This window comes from Spirosoma aureum, assembly GCF_011604685.1.
In the GTDB taxonomy this organism is placed as follows: Bacteria; Bacteroidota; Bacteroidia; order Cytophagales; family Spirosomataceae; genus Spirosoma; species Spirosoma aureum.
Window position 1 is genome coordinate 2488860 of sequence record NZ_CP050063.1, and the last position, 17540, is coordinate 2506399.

At 46.0% G+C, this 17540-nt stretch carries 8 protein-coding genes; all 8 read left to right on the forward strand.

The window, feature by feature from the left end; genetic code table 11:
- The first annotated feature begins 207 nt into the window (after positions 1–207).
- The 8 genes from G8759_RS09850 (at position 208) to G8759_RS09885 (ending at position 17361) form a co-directional block, all read left to right on the forward strand.
- On the forward strand, positions 208–546 hold the full coding sequence (locus G8759_RS09850) for a PadR family transcriptional regulator (RefSeq protein ID WP_167207461.1): 339 nt from the start codon (positions 208–210) through the stop codon (positions 544–546).
- Between the two features lie 88 nt (positions 547–634).
- Entirely contained in the window at positions 635–3253 is a 2619-nt protein-coding gene (locus G8759_RS09855) for an ABC transporter permease (RefSeq protein WP_197933116.1), read from the forward strand.
- A 37-nt stretch (positions 3254–3290) separates the two neighbouring features.
- On the forward strand, positions 3291–5972 hold the full coding sequence (locus G8759_RS09860; protein WP_232074195.1) for an ABC transporter permease: 2682 nt from the start codon (positions 3291–3293) through the stop codon (positions 5970–5972).
- 82 nt (positions 5973–6054) lie between these two features.
- The gene (locus G8759_RS09865; RefSeq protein WP_232074196.1) at positions 6055–8652 is read left to right on the forward strand and encodes an ABC transporter permease; all 2598 of its coding nucleotides are present in this window, start codon (positions 6055–6057) and stop codon (positions 8650–8652) included.
- A 38-nt stretch (positions 8653–8690) separates the two neighbouring features.
- Positions 8691–11288, forward strand: a complete 2598-nt coding sequence (locus G8759_RS09870) for an FtsX-like permease family protein (protein ID WP_167207463.1) — start codon at positions 8691–8693, stop codon at positions 11286–11288.
- A 27-nt stretch (positions 11289–11315) separates the two neighbouring features.
- On the forward strand, positions 11316–13955 hold the full coding sequence (locus tag G8759_RS09875) for an FtsX-like permease family protein (RefSeq protein ID WP_167207465.1): 2640 nt from the start codon (positions 11316–11318) through the stop codon (positions 13953–13955).
- A 45-nt stretch (positions 13956–14000) separates the two neighbouring features.
- On the forward strand, positions 14001–14723 hold the full coding sequence (locus tag G8759_RS09880) for a hypothetical protein (RefSeq protein WP_167207467.1): 723 nt from the start codon (positions 14001–14003) through the stop codon (positions 14721–14723).
- A 25-nt stretch (positions 14724–14748) separates the two neighbouring features.
- The gene (locus tag G8759_RS09885; RefSeq protein ID WP_167207469.1) at positions 14749–17361 is read left to right on the forward strand and encodes an ABC transporter permease; all 2613 of its coding nucleotides are present in this window, start codon (positions 14749–14751) and stop codon (positions 17359–17361) included.
- The last annotated feature ends 179 nt before the right edge of the window (positions 17362–17540 follow it).

Genomic DNA, 17540 nt, shown 5'->3' on the forward strand with positions numbered 1-17540 from the left:
TCAAAAAAACTGAACTGGTCAAATTTTTGAGGAGTGTAAGGCGCATTATTCGTGAGGAGTTCTGTCCGTTTTACGTACAGCAAATGTCCACAATCGGACAACTCGGTTTTTCATAATTAGCAAAAACGTGCTTTTAGCTCAAATCAGGCCACTATTTGACTCTTGGCACCGCATTTGATCGACATTATCGTATAAAATAATAAGGGCATGAAAAGAGCCTTCTTGGGAGAGTTTGAAGAGGTTGTTCTGCTGACCGTAGCGATCCTGGACGAAAGCGCCTATGGAGTTACGGTTACGCAGGAAATCGAGCAGAAAACGGGCCGCGCGGTTGGGTTCAGTACTGTTCACACGACGTTACAACGTCTGGAGGAAAAAGGCTTTTTATCCTCTAGAATGGGCGGTGCCACTGCCGAGCGGGGTGGCCGACGGAAGCGCTTTTTTATGGTAACAGCAGCCGGTCGAAAAGCACTATCTGAGGTCAAACAGATTCGTGAGCAACTGTGGGATTCGCTACCTCCGCAAACCCTTCAACTGATGGGAGGCTAACGAAAAGAATAGTGTAAAATGTATAACAGGTTGTCGATCAGCAGCATCCCTTACACCATCCATTTTACAGTATCAATGATCCATTCCTATGAAAAACCCGCCCCGTTGGGCCGACTGGCTACTGGAAACATTCGGCCATCCCGATACGCGGGAAGAAGTGCAGGGCGACCTGCTCGAACTCTACGATTACTGGACTGAGACGATAGGTGAGCGTAAGGCTCGCTGGCGATATAGCTTGAGTGTTTTGAAATTAATGCGGCCATTGGCTACCCGAAAACAATCTGATGACTATTCCCCTCCCTTTTTTGGGAGCCCTTCCATGATCCGAAATTATCTGAAAATTGCCCTGAGAAACCTTGTTAAGAACAAGATATACTCGTTTATCAATATTGGTGGGCTTGCCATGGGCATGACCGTTGCCATGCTCATTGGCCTATGGATTTATGACGAACTATCGTTTGATAAGTACTTCCAGAATTACGACCGTATTGCGAAGGTCATGCAAAACGGAACGTTCAACGGTGAGGTATTTCATGGAGAATATAATCCAGCACCTATGGGCCAGGAGCTACGGACGGTTTATGCCGATGATTTTTCCCATGTCATCATGTCGTCCTGGACGCGCGATCACATCCTGTCGTATGGCGACAAAAAATTTACCAAAACCGGTAATTATCTGAGTGCTGATGCGCCTGATATGCTAACGCTGAAGATGCTCAGCGGAACGCGGGCCGGTTTAAAAGATCCTTCGTCGATTTTATTGTCAGAATCGGTCGCACAGGCCCTGTTCGGTACGTCCGATCCGGTGGGTAAGCTCATGAAGATCGACAACAAGCTAGACGTGAAAGTGACGGGCGTTTATGAAGATTTTCCCTACAATACCGAGTTCAGAGAAATGAAATTTATTGCTCCGTGGGACCTGTATGTGTCGTCGGAATCTTGGGTGAAACGGGCTCAGGACAATGTCGAATGGGGGAATTTCTCCTGGCAGGTGCTGGCTCAGATCGCGCCGAATGCATCGTTTGAAGCGGTTTCAGACAAAATCAAAAACATTCGGCTCAAACATAATCCCGAAACCGCGTTTATCAAGCCAAAGGTATACCTCCAGCCCATGAGCAAATGGCATCTCTACTCGGGCTGGGATAAATCGGGAAATCTGGATGGACGGATTCAATACGTCTGGCTTTTCGGCATCATTGGCGTGTTTGTGTTACTGCTGGCCTGCATCAACTTCATGAATCTGTCAACGGCCCGCTCCGAAAAACGAGCCAAGGAGGTGGGTATTCGGAAAGCGGTCGGTTCGGTACGGAGTCAGTTGATCAGCCAGTTTTTTAGCGAATCGCTGCTCGTGGTTGCCTTCGCATTTGTACTGTCAATCGTATTGGCGCTACTTATATTGCCTGTTTTCAACGAAGTGGCTGATAAACAGATCGGTATTTTATGGACGAACCCTATTTTCTGGCTTTGCGGTATCGGTTTTAGTTTATTGACTGGCCTGATTGCAGGGAGCTATCCAGCCCTGTACCTATCGTCATTCCAGGCGGTCAAGGTGCTAAAAGGAACCTTTCGGGTCGGCCGGTTTGCGTCGATTCCTCGTCAGGTATTGGTCGTGGTGCAGTTTACGGTTTCCGTCACGCTGATTATTGGAACGATTATCGTGTTTCGGCAAATTGAGCACGCCAAGAGTCGGCCTGTAGGCTATGACCGAAGTGGCCTGATTACCGTTGCGATGAATACGCCGGAATTGCATGATCATTACAATGCCCTTCGCGATGACCTGCTACGAACCGGCGCCGTTGTAGATATGTCGACCTCATCGACCCCCGCAACCGATCTGAATTCGCAGAATAGTGGTTTCGACTGGGTAGGCAAAGACCCTAACTTCAAAGACAACTTTGGAACTATTGCTGTTACGCACGATTTTGGCAAAACAGTCGGCTGGCAATTTGTGCAGGGCCGCGATTTTTCCCGGCAGTTTCCGAGTGATTCATCGGGGATGGTTCTGAATGAAACAGCCGTCCGTTATATGGGTATAAAAGATCCTGTAGGCAAGCAGATCAAATGGAATGATACCCCATATCGAGTGGTCGGGGTTATTAAGGATATGCTGATGGGCTCGCCCTTTGAGCCTGTTTATCAGACCGTATATGTGCTGAATTATGGATGGGCAAATGTCATCAATATTAAGCTTAACACCAATCGAAGTACCAGCGAGTCATTGGCCAGGATCGAAGCCGTTTTTCGCAAATTCAATCCCGGTAGCCCGTTCGATTACCGATTCATCGACCAGCAATATGCCCTGAAATTTGCTGCTGAAGAACGTATTGGCAAGCTCGCATCGGTCTTCGCCATTCTGGCCATTTTCATCTCCAGCCTGGGTCTTTTCGGATTGGCTTCATTTGTGGCCGAACAACGTACCAAAGAAATCGGTGTCCGCAAAGTATTAGGAGCATCTGTCTTAAATGTGTGGAGCATGCTGTCGAAAGACTTCGTTTTTCTGGTGTTGATCGGATTTGGTATTGCTACACCCATTGCCTACTATTTTCTCCATAGCTGGCTTCAGAAATATGAGTACCGAACCGAGATGTCGTGGTGGATTTTTGCTGTATCAGGTTTGGGCGCTTTGGCGGTTACGTTGCTGACAGTGAGTTATCAAAGCATCAAAGCGGCCTTGATTAATCCAGTGAAGTCGTTGCGTAGCGAATAAAGAGAAACCGGCGGACAGGTCTCTAGAAGAGAAATCCATGAACACCAACCCTCAACCACCCCGTTGGACCAACTGGCTTTTGGATGCCTTTGGTGATCCCAACACGGTCGAAGAAGTGCAGGGCGATCTGCTCGAACTCTTCGATTATTGGGTAGAGACCGTGGGTGAACGCGAAGCCCGTTGGCGATATACACTGAACGTACTGAAGTTGTTACGACCATTTGCAAAGTCAACGAACGCGTTTTCGGAATCAGGAAATTCCGGCAGGGAACCGCAGACCATCTTTTTTTTGAGCCTTACCATGTTACGAAACTATTTGAAAATTGCCTGGCGGAACCTTGTGCTCCACAAAGCCTTTACTGCCATTAACATTATTGGGTTGGCTATTGGGCTGGCTACATGCCTGTTGATTGTACTGTTTGTTCTGGATGAACTGAGTTATGATCGCTACCATGCCAAAGCCGACCGTATTTTTCGAGTGAATATACATGGTCAGGTTGGGGGAAAGGAGATTAATACAGCTCCGGTGAGCGTTCCGGTTGGACCAGCGCTGGTTCGTGATTATTTCGGGGTAGAAGCCGCTACCCGCTTTGATCAGGAAGGTACGTTTATCGTAAAGCATAACCATGATAGCTTTAAGGAAGAGCATGTCGTTTTTGCGGATTCCAACTTTTTTGATGTCTTCTCAATACCCTTGCTGAAAGGCAACCCAAAGACGGTATTAACGGAACCGAATACTATCGTCCTGACAGAAACAATTGCCAAAAAATATTTTGGTGAGCAGGACCCAATCGGCCAGACGCTGACGCTCGGTACACGGGGGCTATGTCGAGTAACAGGTGTTTGTCAGGACGTTCCCACAAATACCCACTTTCACTACGATATGTTCGGGTCAATGCGCTCGATTGAGCTTCGTAATACGTGGCTGAGCAGTGGTTGCTATACGTACGTGGTTCTTCGTCCGGGTTATTCGATTGACGACCTAAGGGCTAAAATGCCGGACCTGGTGAAGAAGCACATTGGCTCTGAAATCCAGGCGCTTTTCGGCATTAGTCTGGACGAGTTTACCCGAAAAGGAGATCGGTTCGGATTCGGATTTCAACCCATTACGGATATTCACCTTCACTCAGACCTGGAGGCTGAAATTGAATCCAACAGTGACGTCAAATACATTTATATCTTTTCGATTATCGCGGTATTTATTCTGCTGGTTGCCTGCATCAACTTCATGAACCTATCCACTGCCGGATCGGCCGGACGGGCGAAAGAAGTGGGTATTCGAAAGGTATTGGGGTCAGTGCAACAGCAATTGATCGGGCAATTTTTAAGCGAGTCGGTGCTGATTACATTCATGGCCCTGGTGGTTGCCCTGAGTATCGTAGTGGTTGTGCTGCCAAGCTTTAATCAACTGGCAGGAAAACAGTTTGAACTGAATGTCTTAACGAGTGGCTGGATGCTGGCAGGTATCGTATTGACTTGCCTGTTGATTGGGCTGCTGGCAGGTAGCTACCCCGCCTTTTTCCTGTCTGCATTTAAGCCAGTGAGTGTACTGAAAGGGCAGATGCGGGCCGGGTTCCGTAGCGGATGGCTACGAAATGCACTGGTTACCAGTCAGTTTGTGGTTTCTATTGGGATGATTATTGGAACACTGGTCGTTTATCGGCAGCTCTATTTTATTCAGAATAAAAAAGTAGGATTCGATAAGGATCAGGTTCTTATCCTGCATGATACCTATTCGCTTGGGCCTAAAGGCAAGGCATTCAGATCTGAACTGGCCAAATTATCGCAGGTAATCAATGCAACGCAGGCGGGGTACCTGCCTGCTGGCGTATCGAACAGCGGAAACGATGGATTTCAGCCGGATAATGGGGCTGCCCAGGCAACTATTTACCGGGAGAAAACCTACTACATCGACGAAAATTACCTGCCAACATTAGGGATTAACCTGGCTCAGGGGCGGAATTTCTCGAAAGCTTTTCCCTCCGACAGTTCCGCTATACTGATTAACGAAGCTGCTGCCAAACGATTCGGCTGGAAAGCCCCGGTTGGAAAACGGCTCTGGACAATAGGCAATGGTAGCCCGGAAAGTCGCCGGCTGTATACGATTGTTGGGGTTGTGAAGAATTTCCATTTCGAGTCGATGCACCAGCACATTGCCCCTCTGGTTATGTTTTATGGAGCCGATAATTATCAAATGGCCCTGCGAGTCCGAACCGCAGACATGCCGGGGTTACTAAAAACACTGGAACAGAAATGGAAAGCTCAGACGGATAACCCATTCGCTTATTCATTCTTAAACGAACGATTCAACCGGATTTACCAGTCTGAACAACGGGTTGGCCAATTGTTTGGCATCTTCGCCAGCCTGACCGTCATTATCTCCTGTTTGGGTCTGTTTGGTCTGGCCATGTTTACGGCCCAGCAGCGGACTAAAGAAATCGGCGTTCGCAAAGTACTCGGCGCATCGGTTGGCAGCGTGGTCGCCCTGTTGTCGAAAGATTTCCTGAAACTGGTTCTGGTTGCCATTGTTATTGCCACGCCACTAGCCTGGTATGCCATGAGTCGATGGCTTCAGGATTTTGCCTATAAGATTGATATTGACTGGTGGGTGTTCGTTCTGGCGGCATTCCTGGCAATTGGTATTGCGCTACTGACGGTGAGTTTTCAAAGCATTAAAGCAGCCTTGATGAATCCGGTTCAATCCTTACGATCGGAATGACTATAGGAGTGGATAATGCCATATGAAAGCCAATGAATGCCCCTTCATCTTTCTTTTACATTAGCCATTAGTCGTTTCCATTATGAAACCACCCCGCTGGGCCAATAGACTGCTGGACTCCTTTGGTGATCCCAACACAGTAGAAGAAGTACAGGGCGACCTGCTCGAACTCTATACCTACTGGGTTGAGACAATCGGTGAGCGACGTGCCCGCTGGCGCTATGGCCTGAGTGTGCTGAAATTACTGCGGCCATTGGCCAAAAGAAGACCATTTTCCGATTATGATTCACCCTTTTTTTTGAGCCCTGCTATGATCCGGAATTATTTTAAAATCGCCTGGCGGAATCTGATTCGCAACAAAGCTTTTTCCGTCATCAACATTTCAGGGCTGACCTTGGGTATGGCTTCCAGCCTGCTGATATTCCTGTGGATTCAGGATGAATTGAGCATAGGTACTCAGTACGAAAACAGCGCGGATCTGTACCGAATCATGGAGAACGAGATTGCCGACGGCCGAATCGTTACCGATGAGGACACTCCCGGAATTTTAGCTGATGAACTCAAAAAGCAATTTCCAGAGGTTGTTTATGCGGCTGGTTTTTCAAGCCCGGAACAGCATGTGCTGACTGTAGGTGAGAAAGCTACCAGGCAGACTGGCCATTTTGTTGGTTCCGACTGGTTAACGATGTACAGTATTCCGTTAGTAGCCGGAACCTATGCCAATGCACTTAACTCGCCCAACAGCCTGGCCATTTCAAGAAAGATAGCTGAAATCTATTTTGGCAACCCACAGGCGGCTCTGGGTAAATCCATTCGATTCGACAGCTGGAACGACTATCAGGTTACGGCCGTATTTGATAATTTACCCGCCAGTTCACCCGATAAGTATGATTTTTTGCTGAATTGGCAGAAGTACTTGAAGCGGGAGCCCTGGCTCGACCAGTGGGAAAATGCAGGGCCGGGAACCCGCCTGCAACTTCGTCCAGATGCCAATCCGGCTGTCGTTGATGCCAAGCTCAAAACGTTTCTGAAGGGCAGGAATAAGGACATTGGTCCGAATTTTAACATTCAGCTATTCCTGCAACCCGAGTCTGAAGCGTACCTGTATTCTAACTTCAAAAACGGCCATCGCGATGGCGGACGCATCGAATATGTGCGGCTATTTGTCATTGTGGCCGTGTTTTTACTTTTTATTGCCTGCATCAACTTCATGAATCTGGCGACGGCTCGTTCGGTCAAACGAGCGCGTGAAGTGGGTGTTCGTAAGGTGGTGGGGGCTAAACGGGCATCGCTGATGGGGCAGTTTATGGGCGAAGCCATGCTCCTGACTACGCTGGCGCTTGGTCTGGCGATTGGGTTGGTAGCGCTGGTTCTGCCCGTATTTAATCAGCTAACCGATAAGCACCTTATACTCCCCTTTAACCAGCCTCTTCTCTGGATAGGTCTTCCCGTATTGCTGGTGGTTACGGGGGCTTTGGCCGGAAGCTATCCAGCGTTGTTTTTGTCGTCGCTCAAGCCGGTACTCGTGCTGAAAGGAACGCTCCGTTTGGGTGCTGGGGCCCAACTGTTTCGACGGGGGTTGGTCGTATTTCAGTTTGTCTTATCGATGCTGCTGATCATCGGAACCGTCGTTATTTATCGACAACTGCACTATATCCAAACGAAGAATCTTGGCTACGATCGGGAAAATCTGATCAGGATTCAGGGCGAAGGTGAAATAGCCCAAAAATTCCAGCTTTTTAAACAGGAACTCCTCCAGAAGCCAGGTATTCAGTCGGTTTCACACATACAGACAAGCCCGCTGCAAAACGGAAATACGACCGACGGCGTAAACTGGGTGGGCAAAGATCCTACATCCGCTATTCAATTCAACAATACCTGGGTTGGCTACGATTTTGCTAAAACGATGAAAGTTAACATCATTCGCGGTCGTGATTTCTCGCCCAGTTTTGGCACAGATTCGAGCAATTACCTCATCAACCAGGCTGCTGCCAAACGAATTGGTTATAAAGACCCGATCGGACAGCCCTTATCGTTCGGACAAAAACCGGGAACAATTGTGGGGCTGATCGAGGATTTTCATTTCAACTCACTACACAATCCGATCCGTCCACTCATTATCCGGTTAGCCGAAACCTGGAACCATGACAATATTCTGATTCGTACCAAACCTGGACAAACCGAACAGGCATTAGCCAGTGTCGAGAAACTTTGCCATAGACTAAATCCGAAGTTTCCATTTGCTTATTCGTTTGTCGACTCCGACTTTGCGACGCTCTATAAAAGCGAAACAGTTGTTGGTACGCTGGCTACCGTTTTCGCGTTCCTGGCTATTTTCATTGCCTGTCTTGGCTTATTTGGTTTAGCCGCTTTCACTACCGAGCAGCGGACCAAAGAAATTGGGGTCCGGAAAGTACTCGGCGCATCGGTTTACAGCATTGCCACCCTGCTCTCCAAAGACTTTTTGAAGCTGGTTCTGGTCGCCATTGTTACGGCCTCTCCAATTGCCTGGTACGTGATGAATCAATGGCTTCAGAATTTCGCCTACAAAATTACCATCAGCTGGTGGGTGTTTGTGTTGGCGGGTTTCCTTGCAATTGGTATTGCTTTATTGACGGTGAGTTTCCAGAGTATCAAAGCGGCCCTGATGAATCCAGTCAAATCATTACGATCGGAATAAAGACCGAACCGGCAGACTGGTTTTTATTCAAATAGAACATGGCTACCAATCCATCACCTCGCTGGGCCACATGGCTTCTGAAGACCTTCGGGAATCCCGACACTTCGGAAGAAGTTGAAGGCGATCTGCTCGAACTCTACGACTTCTGGGTACAGACCGTAGGGGTGCGAAAAGCCAATTGGCGCTATACGTTCAGCGCGCTCAAGTTAGTAAGGCCATTCGCCAAACGAAAAAAGACAAACGGTTATCCAACAAGCTATCTATACAGCCCAACCATGATACGTAACTATTTTAAAATCGCGTGGAGGAATCTGCTAAAATATAAACTTTTTTCTCTAATTAATATAGTAGGATTAAGTCTTGCCATTCCTTCCGCATTGATGGCATTAATTCAAATTGTGAATTATTACGAATACGATAATTCTCACCGGGATAGCGACCGGATAGTACGAATAATAACTGACGAAAAAAATAAAGATGGCGAACTGACAAACTGGGCATCAAGCCCTGTTCTATTAGCCAAACATATCAAGGAAAATTTTGCGGGTATAGATAATTCGGCGACTATAATAAGAGATTTCGATTGGGTTTTGAGCAACGGAATAAAAACAAAAAACATAAAGGCTATTTATACCGATGAATCTTTTTTTCAATTATTTAATTTTCCATTAGAAAAAGGAACTTATCCCGTTGAACCTAATACAATTGTTCTCACCTACGAGACTGCTCAATGGTTCTTTAGAGATGCAAATCCGATTGGTAACATTCTTGAAAATCCAAAGTATGGCGCTTTTAAAATTGTTGGGGTTTTAAAGCCATTTAATCAGAAAAAAACTCAGTTCAGAACCGATGCAATCGTACCAATGATCGGTTATCGGGGTCTCAATAGTAAAACAATTAATTGGTCAGCACTGAATGCACACACGTTTATAAAAATAGCAAAGGGCAAGACTTCCATCGACCTTGATAAGCAGTTATCCCAAACTTCGGCAGAAGTCAATAAATTAATTGGACCGGCGGTAAATACAACCCTGCGTTTCAAAGCACAATACTTGGCAGAAATCTCACCATCAAAGGAAATATTAAAGAACGACCCCTATATTCAGGACTACAGAAGTATCTATATAAATTTTGGATTTCAATTAATTATCATTTTACTGGCAGCTTTTAATTATATCAATCTTACTCTTGCCCGATCCATGAACCGAGGCCGTGAAGTAGGTGTAAGAAAAGTAATGGGTGCAACAAAATCTCAGCTTATTCTTCAATTTTTAACTGAATCGGTATTAGTTTCTTATTTAGCCCTGGGTATTGGTTTGTTTTTATTATGGTTTATAAAGAAGCAGGTTCATGTTTCATGGCTCAATTGGGATATTGATCATCTGGGCTACCTTATTCTGTTGTTTTTCATTTTCAACCTGATTCTGGGTTTAGTAGCTGGTGCGTCTCCAAGTCTTATATTGTCTTCCTTTCAACCTGTCAACGTGTTAAAAGGAAGCATTTTGCCTACGACTTTTGGTAAAATAGGTTTACGAAAATCATTAATAATCGGTCAATTTACGATAGCGTTGACATATATATTTTTTACTGGGCATGCGTTTTATCAAACAAATTATATGGCCACAGATAATGAAAATTACCGACGTGATCATATACTCAATATAAACCTGGCAGGAAATCAAAATAAACAGTTTGCTGCTGAGATCAGTACCATTAAAGACGTCCAAAAAATAGGGTATACCTCCCTTAGTTTTGGTAACAAACCAATCTATTATAGTATTAAAAATAGCAAAAATGAAGCCCCAAGGCCAGCGTTTTATTATGCCACAGACCATAATTTTATTGACAATATGGGTCTGGAAATTATGGCGGGAAAAAACCTGATTGAAAATAATTCAGAATCGCCATCACCTATGATTGTTGTAAACCAAAAGTTAGTAGAAAATCTTAAACTTGGTTCTGAACAAGACGCAATAGGAAAGCTCATTCTTGTGAATGATACTCTTTCCGCAACCATTATAGGGGTTGTTTCAAATTTTTGCCATTATGATTATGAACGTAAAATAGAGCCCATAGTTTTCCAGTACCAGCCTTCATTATTTAAAATTATGTGCCTGAAAACAAGCGCTGTAAACAATAGAAAAGCGCTCGAAGCCACAATTAAAAACGTATGGAAGAAACACAATCCTTACCTGGAAATGAACGCTTTATGGCTGGATACGGATATGTACGAACGCTATTATCCTTATGAAGACATGCAGTTTGCGGGAATGGAAAGCACTGTGATTCTCGTGATAGCCATATTAGGACTCATCGGTATACTTACTTACAGTTTAGAAAAACGAACGAAAGAAATCGGTATAAGAAAAGTAATGGGCGCCACTGGCTCTGAAGTGATAAAATTGATGTCAGCTGACTTTATTAAACTGCTGGCCATTGCTACTGCAATAGCCATTCCTCTCGGAATAGCCATCGCCTTGTACATGAATAGTTATCTTGTTTTTAATAATGGGATAAGTTATTTAACCATGTCCTTTCTTCTATTAATTGTCTTGGGTATTGCGTTAGGGGTGGTGGGATATTTTTCATGGAAAGCAGCCCAAACCAACCCGGCAAAAACATTGAGGGCAGAGTAATATTTATTAAAAAATGAGTAAAAAACCATGAAGCCAACTCTCCCTCCCCGTTGGGCATCTACTCTCCTGAGTTGGTGGGCCGACCCCAACACTTCGGAAGAGGTTCAGGGCGACTTGCTCGAACTCTACGACTTCTGGGTACAGACCGTTGGCGAGCGAAAAGCGCGCTGGCGATATGCCCTGAATGCATTGAAACTAATACGGCCACTGGCTAAGCCAAAATCATCGTTAGACTACCCCTCACCTTTTTTACTAAGTCCTGGTATGATACGTAATTATGTCAAAATCGCTTTTCGAAACCTCGCCAAAAGCAAGGGTTATTCCTTCATTAACATCACTGGTCTGGCAACAGGCATGGCCTGTACGGTATTGATATTTTTAGCCGTCAGACACGAGACCAGCTACGACCAGAACCACGTAAACGGGAGCCGGGTGTATCGGGTTGAAAGCGAAAATATTAAAGAAAAACACAGCTATCCGGGTACATATACTGGTATGGCCAATGCCCTGCGTACCGACTTCCCCGAAGCGGAATTAGTCGTTCCCCTGCTTCAGGTTTGGGGCAGTACCTTTGCAGTACCCAACTCCGACAAACGGTTCAAAGAACCGTTCATATTTGCCGACAATAAGTTATTTCATTTGCTTGATTATCAATGGGTAGCGGGCGATCCCCGCACGGCGCTGTCGCAACCGAATACCGTTGTACTGACACGCGCCTATGCCGAAAAGTATTTTGGCACCACCGATGTACTCAGCAAAACCATTCGGCTCGATAACAAGCAGGATTTGCTGGTGGCCGGTGTACTGGAAGACCATCCAGCAACCACCAGTTTTCCATTCGATTTGCTGGTTTCGTTTCCTACGATCAAAACGGCCAAGCCCGATATTGACTTGAATAAGTGGAATGGCTGGAGTGATAATTTTCAGGTGTTTGTGTTACTGAAAAATGGCATCAATCCCGCCCAACTGACCAAACGATTTCAGGCTATAATCGTCAAATACATGAGCAAGGAAGCCCTTGCCGACAAACGCTTTTTCCTGGGCCCGTTGTCCGAAATTCATTATGGCAGCAACCTGGGCGGACGATCAGCTAATCTACCTTTACTCAGGACGCTGTCGTTCATTGGCTTGCTGGTGCTACTGATTGCCTGTTTTAACTTTATCAATTTAAGTACGGCTCAGGCATTCAAACGGGCAAAAGAAGTTGGTATTCGGAAAGCCATTGGCAGTAATCGCTGGTCGCTGATTTACCAGTTTCTCACCGAAGCTGGTCTGCTCACATTTTTTGCGGTCCTGTTAGCCATCCTGTTGGCCTGGATTATGCTGCCTGCTATGGCTGATACGCTGGCGGTCCCGTTGAAATCACCTGATTTATTTACCTGGCAAACGGCTTTGTTCGCGCTTGTACTGGCGGGCCTGACAACTTTATTGGCTGGGGTCTATCCCGCGTTTCGGCTATCGGGTATGGCGCCGATCTGGGCGTTGAAAAGCAATAGGTTAGCATACGGAAAACAGTGGTTTTCCCTGCGGCAGGGATTAGTGGTCGTTCAGTTTACTGTGTCATTGATTCTTATCAGCAGCGCCTTATTGATCAATCAGCAACTTACCTTTTTCCGGAATGCTGATCTGGGTTTTAATAAAGCGGCCATCATCACGGTTGGTCTACCAGATAATAAACTCGAAAATTTACAGGCCCTACGCAATCAGCTTATCGAATCACCACTGATTAAAGATGTCAGTTTTTCCTACAATAGCGCATCGGCAGAAAGTAACTGGATGCAGGCCATGCAGTATCGGAAAGGAGCCCAGGCCACCGATATCAAAACCCAGATGAAAATGGGTGATTCCCACTACCTGGATACCTATGGCATTCAATTGTTGGCCGGCGAAAAACTTAAAGACACAGATACGTCCTCAGCCTCCTTTAAACTCATTGCTAATGAGGTATTTATCAATCGGATGGGCATTAGTCGGCCAAGGGATGCCATTGGACAGCGTGTGTATTATGGAGACGGCGAAGAGTTTGCAACGATTATCGGCGTTGCCAAAAACTTTAACGTCAATTCGTTGCATCAGAAAATAGATCCGACGGTAATTCAGGTTGTACCCAAAAATTTTTACCAGGCGGGTATCAAGCTGCAAACCGAAAAGCCTACGGCCGAGACCGTACAGGCTGCTTTGTCGCAAATTAAAAAAGCATGGATAGCCACCTTCCCAACTCATGTATTTGATTACAGTTTCCTGGACGAATCACTGGCGCAGGCTTACCAGTCTGAAACCCGGACAGCGGAACTAATTGAGGTCTCGACATTTCTGGCCATGTTGATTGCCTGTCTGGGTTTGTTCGGCTTAGCTACGTTCACGGCCGAACAGCGAACGAAAGAAATCGGTGTACGGAAAGTATTGGGCGCTTCGGTTACTGGTATTGTTACACTGCTCTCCAAAGACTTCCTGAAACTGGTGTTGATTGCCATTGTCATTGCTTCTCCCATTGCCTGGTACGCCATGAGTCAATGGCTTCAGAATTTTGAGTTCAAAGTTGAGATCCAGTGGTGGGTGTTTGCGCTGACGGGTCTGTTGATGGCCGTAATTGCTCTGTTGACGGTCAGTTTTCAGAGTATCAAAGCAGCTCTGGTCAATCCCGTAAAAAGCTTGCGTAGTGAATAGACTGTAGTAAAGTATATTTTTTACCACAACTGAACGTCGAAGAAAATGAACTGTAATTTTTTGATAACAGGATTGCTGGCGGTAATTGCCTCGTCATCAGGAATTGGAGCGCACGCACAGAATCGTGATGTAGAAAAATATAACAACTACTACATCGTCAATCATGATAAATCGGGAGCTATTAAAGAAACGGTTCATACATTTTATGAGGGACACGAGTATCTATTTGCGTTGAGCAACGGCCTACTTGATGAATTTCGTGTTGATGAGAGGAAAATTCCTGCCGACAACTACGCATCCTACAATGGCGTCATTAATGCAATCAGGAAGCAACTGGCGAAAGACCAGTTAGAGGAGAGTAGGGATCGGGGAAAACGTGTTCATGAGCAGGATTTTCAGGCAAATGTTAATACCCATTTTACGCTGAATGAAGTCAATAATGTCCATTCCGAAACCAGGTTTGATCAGGAGCAAACTCATACTAGCCAGACGCTTACAGGCATAGGTCACAAAAACGTTGATGCCGATCAGACGATGATGAGCAACATGATCAATGACCTGATCAAGGACGGTATTGTATCGAGTCAGAAAGAATTAATGTCGGTTACACTGTCTGCCACCGAGATGACGGTCAATGAAAAGAAGTTGCCCAGCGCCATTTTTAACCGATATAAAGAAAAGTATAGTACGTGGGCAGCTGGCAATTTTTCTTATGGCGGTAACCAGCAAAATCATAGTGGCATTCACATAAGAAAGCGCAATCACTAAAGCGTAAAACTTTCTAGTATCCAGTATGAACAAACCACCTCGCTGGCTCCAAAAACTCCTTCACTGGTGGGGTAATCCTACTACGGAGGAGGAAGTGCAGGGCGATCTGCTCGAACTCTATACCTACTGGGTAGAAACCGTAGGGGAGCGACGCGCCCGTTGGCGATATGGTTTGAGTGTGCTGAAACTGCTGCGGCCGCTCGCTAAACGAAAACAATACTATTCGCCCCCTTTTTACCTAAGTCCTACTATGATACGCAACTATTTCAAAATCGCTTTTCGCAATCTGGTCCGAAACAAAGCCTATTCGCTCATCAATATTGGTGGGCTGGCTGTTGGTATGGCCGTGGCTATGCTTATTGGCTTATGGATCTGGGATGAGCTTTCCTATAATAAATACCACCAACACTACGACCGTATTGCCCAGGTCATGCAAAACCAGACGTATAATGGGGTCGTTACCACGCAGGAGCACAATCCAATGCCATTGGGCAATGCACTGCGCCGGATTTATGGAACGGATTTTACCTATGTGGCAATGTCGTCGGGTACTTTTTCTACGATCCTATCCGTTGGCGAAAAGAAATTTACCAAACTCGGAAATTATGCCGAACCTGAAATTGCCGAGATGCTGAGCCTGAAGATGGTGAGGGGAACACGGGCCGGGTTAAAAGATCCATCATCCATCTTGCTGTCTGAATCAGTAGCGAAGGCTTTCTTTGGGGAAAGCGATCCGATTGGTAAGCTGTTGAAAATCAATGACGAGTCGAGTGTGAAAGTGGCAGGAGTATATGAAGATTTTCCCCAAAACTCGCAATTCAATGAGGTGTCATTTCTGGCACCCTGGGACATCATTGCCAGAGCAACCAAAAACAAAGACGATTGGGATAGCAATCAATTTCGCACGTACGTCCAACTGGCCGATAAGGCTGATCTGGATAACGTTTCGGCGAAGATCAAAGACATTAAATTAATAAACGGGCGGAAAGAAAGTCGGCTATATAAAGCTCAGATGTTCCTGCATCCGATGCGCAACTGGCATCTCTATTCCGAATTTGAAAATGGCGTGAGCATAGGCGGACGAATTCAGTACGTCTGGTTATTTGGTATAATCGGTGCGTTTGTCCTACTATTGGCCTGTATCAATTTCATGAATCTGAGTACAGCCCGCTCCGAAAAACGGGCCAAAGAAGTGGGCATCCGGAAAGCGATTGGATCAGTACGGGCTCAGTTGATCAGTCAGTTTTTCAGCGAATCGTTTTTGGTGGTTCTACTGGCATTTGCGCTGGCGATCGGACTAGTAGCTGTTTCGATGGCCGGTTTTAATGAGCTGGCGGGGAAAGAAATTGCCATGTTCTGGCTCTCCCCTTATTTCTGGCTGGTTAGTGTAGGATTTATTGCGCTGACGGGCTTTCTGGCCGGGAGCTACCCGGCTCTTTACCTGTCTTCTTTCCAGCCGATCAAAGCATTGAAAGGATATGGATTTCAGGTAGGTCGATTTGCCGCGCTGCCTCGCAAGGTGCTGGTTGTGATACAATTTACGGTATCGGTCACCCTCATCATCGGCACTATCATTGTTTATCGACAGATTCAATTCGCCCAAAGCCGCCCGATTGGATACAGCCGGGCCGGTTTGATTATGATTCAAACGCCTACTCCCGATATTCATGAGCATTTTGAGGCCGTTCGGAATGAATTGCAACAGGCTGGCGCCGTTCTGGAAATGGCCGAATCACACAGCCCGTTAACCGACCTTTTTCTAACATTACCTGATTTTGACTGGCGGGGTAAAGACCCGAATCTACAAGCGAGTATTGGTACGATTAAAGTATCGCATGATTTCGGGAAAACCGTTGGCTGGCAGTTTACGCAGGGGCGGGATTTTTCAAGAAAATTTACGACCGATTCGGTAGGTATGGTGCTGAACGAATCGGCCGCGAAACTCATGGGCTTTACGAATCCGATTGGCGAACTTGTGAAAGGAGGTGGCTTTTTAAACGGGGAATCGTTCAAGGTTATCGGTGTCATTAAGGATATGGTGATGGAATCACCCTATAAACCTGTAAGGCCCTCTGTTTTTGTGATCAATAAAAGAAAAGGCAATTTTGTCGTTCTGAAAATAGATCCGGCAGCCAGTGCCAGTGAAGCGTTGAGTAAAACCGAAGCAGTTTTCAAAAAGTATAATCCGGCTGCTCCGTTCGACTACAAATTTGTCGATCAGGAGCATGCGTTAAAATTTGCCGCCGAAGAGCGGGTTGGCAAATTAGCTTCGGTGCTGGCTAGCCTCGCCATTTTCATCAGTTGTTTAGGACTTTTCGGCCTGGCCTCGTTCATGGCCGAGCAGCGCACCAAAGAAATTGGGGTACGCAAAGTGCTGGGCGCTTCAGTCTTGAATCTGTGGGGCCTGCTCTCCAAAGACTTTGTGTTTCTGGTACTGATCGCCTTCTGTATCGCTACGCCAATTGCTTACTATTTTCTGCATAACTGGCTTCAGAAATACGAGTATCGTACCGAGATTTCGTGGTGGGTTTTTGCCCTGTCTGGCGTAGGCGCTCTGGCTATTACGCTATTGACGGTGAGTTTCCAGAGTATAAAAGCAGCTTTGGTGAATCCGGTCAAAAGTTTACGATCCGAATAGATACTATTCATTCCATTCGAAGGCACCGTACTGCAAACGGTGCCTTTTTTATTGTCCGTCAGCGTACGCAACTTGTCCGTTTTTGGACAGTGCTTCGTAGCGATAAATCCGGAATCTGGCGATTCCTGCTCAGAAAAGCCCCATTAGTCAGTTTGGCAAGGCATTTGACATACAGAAAT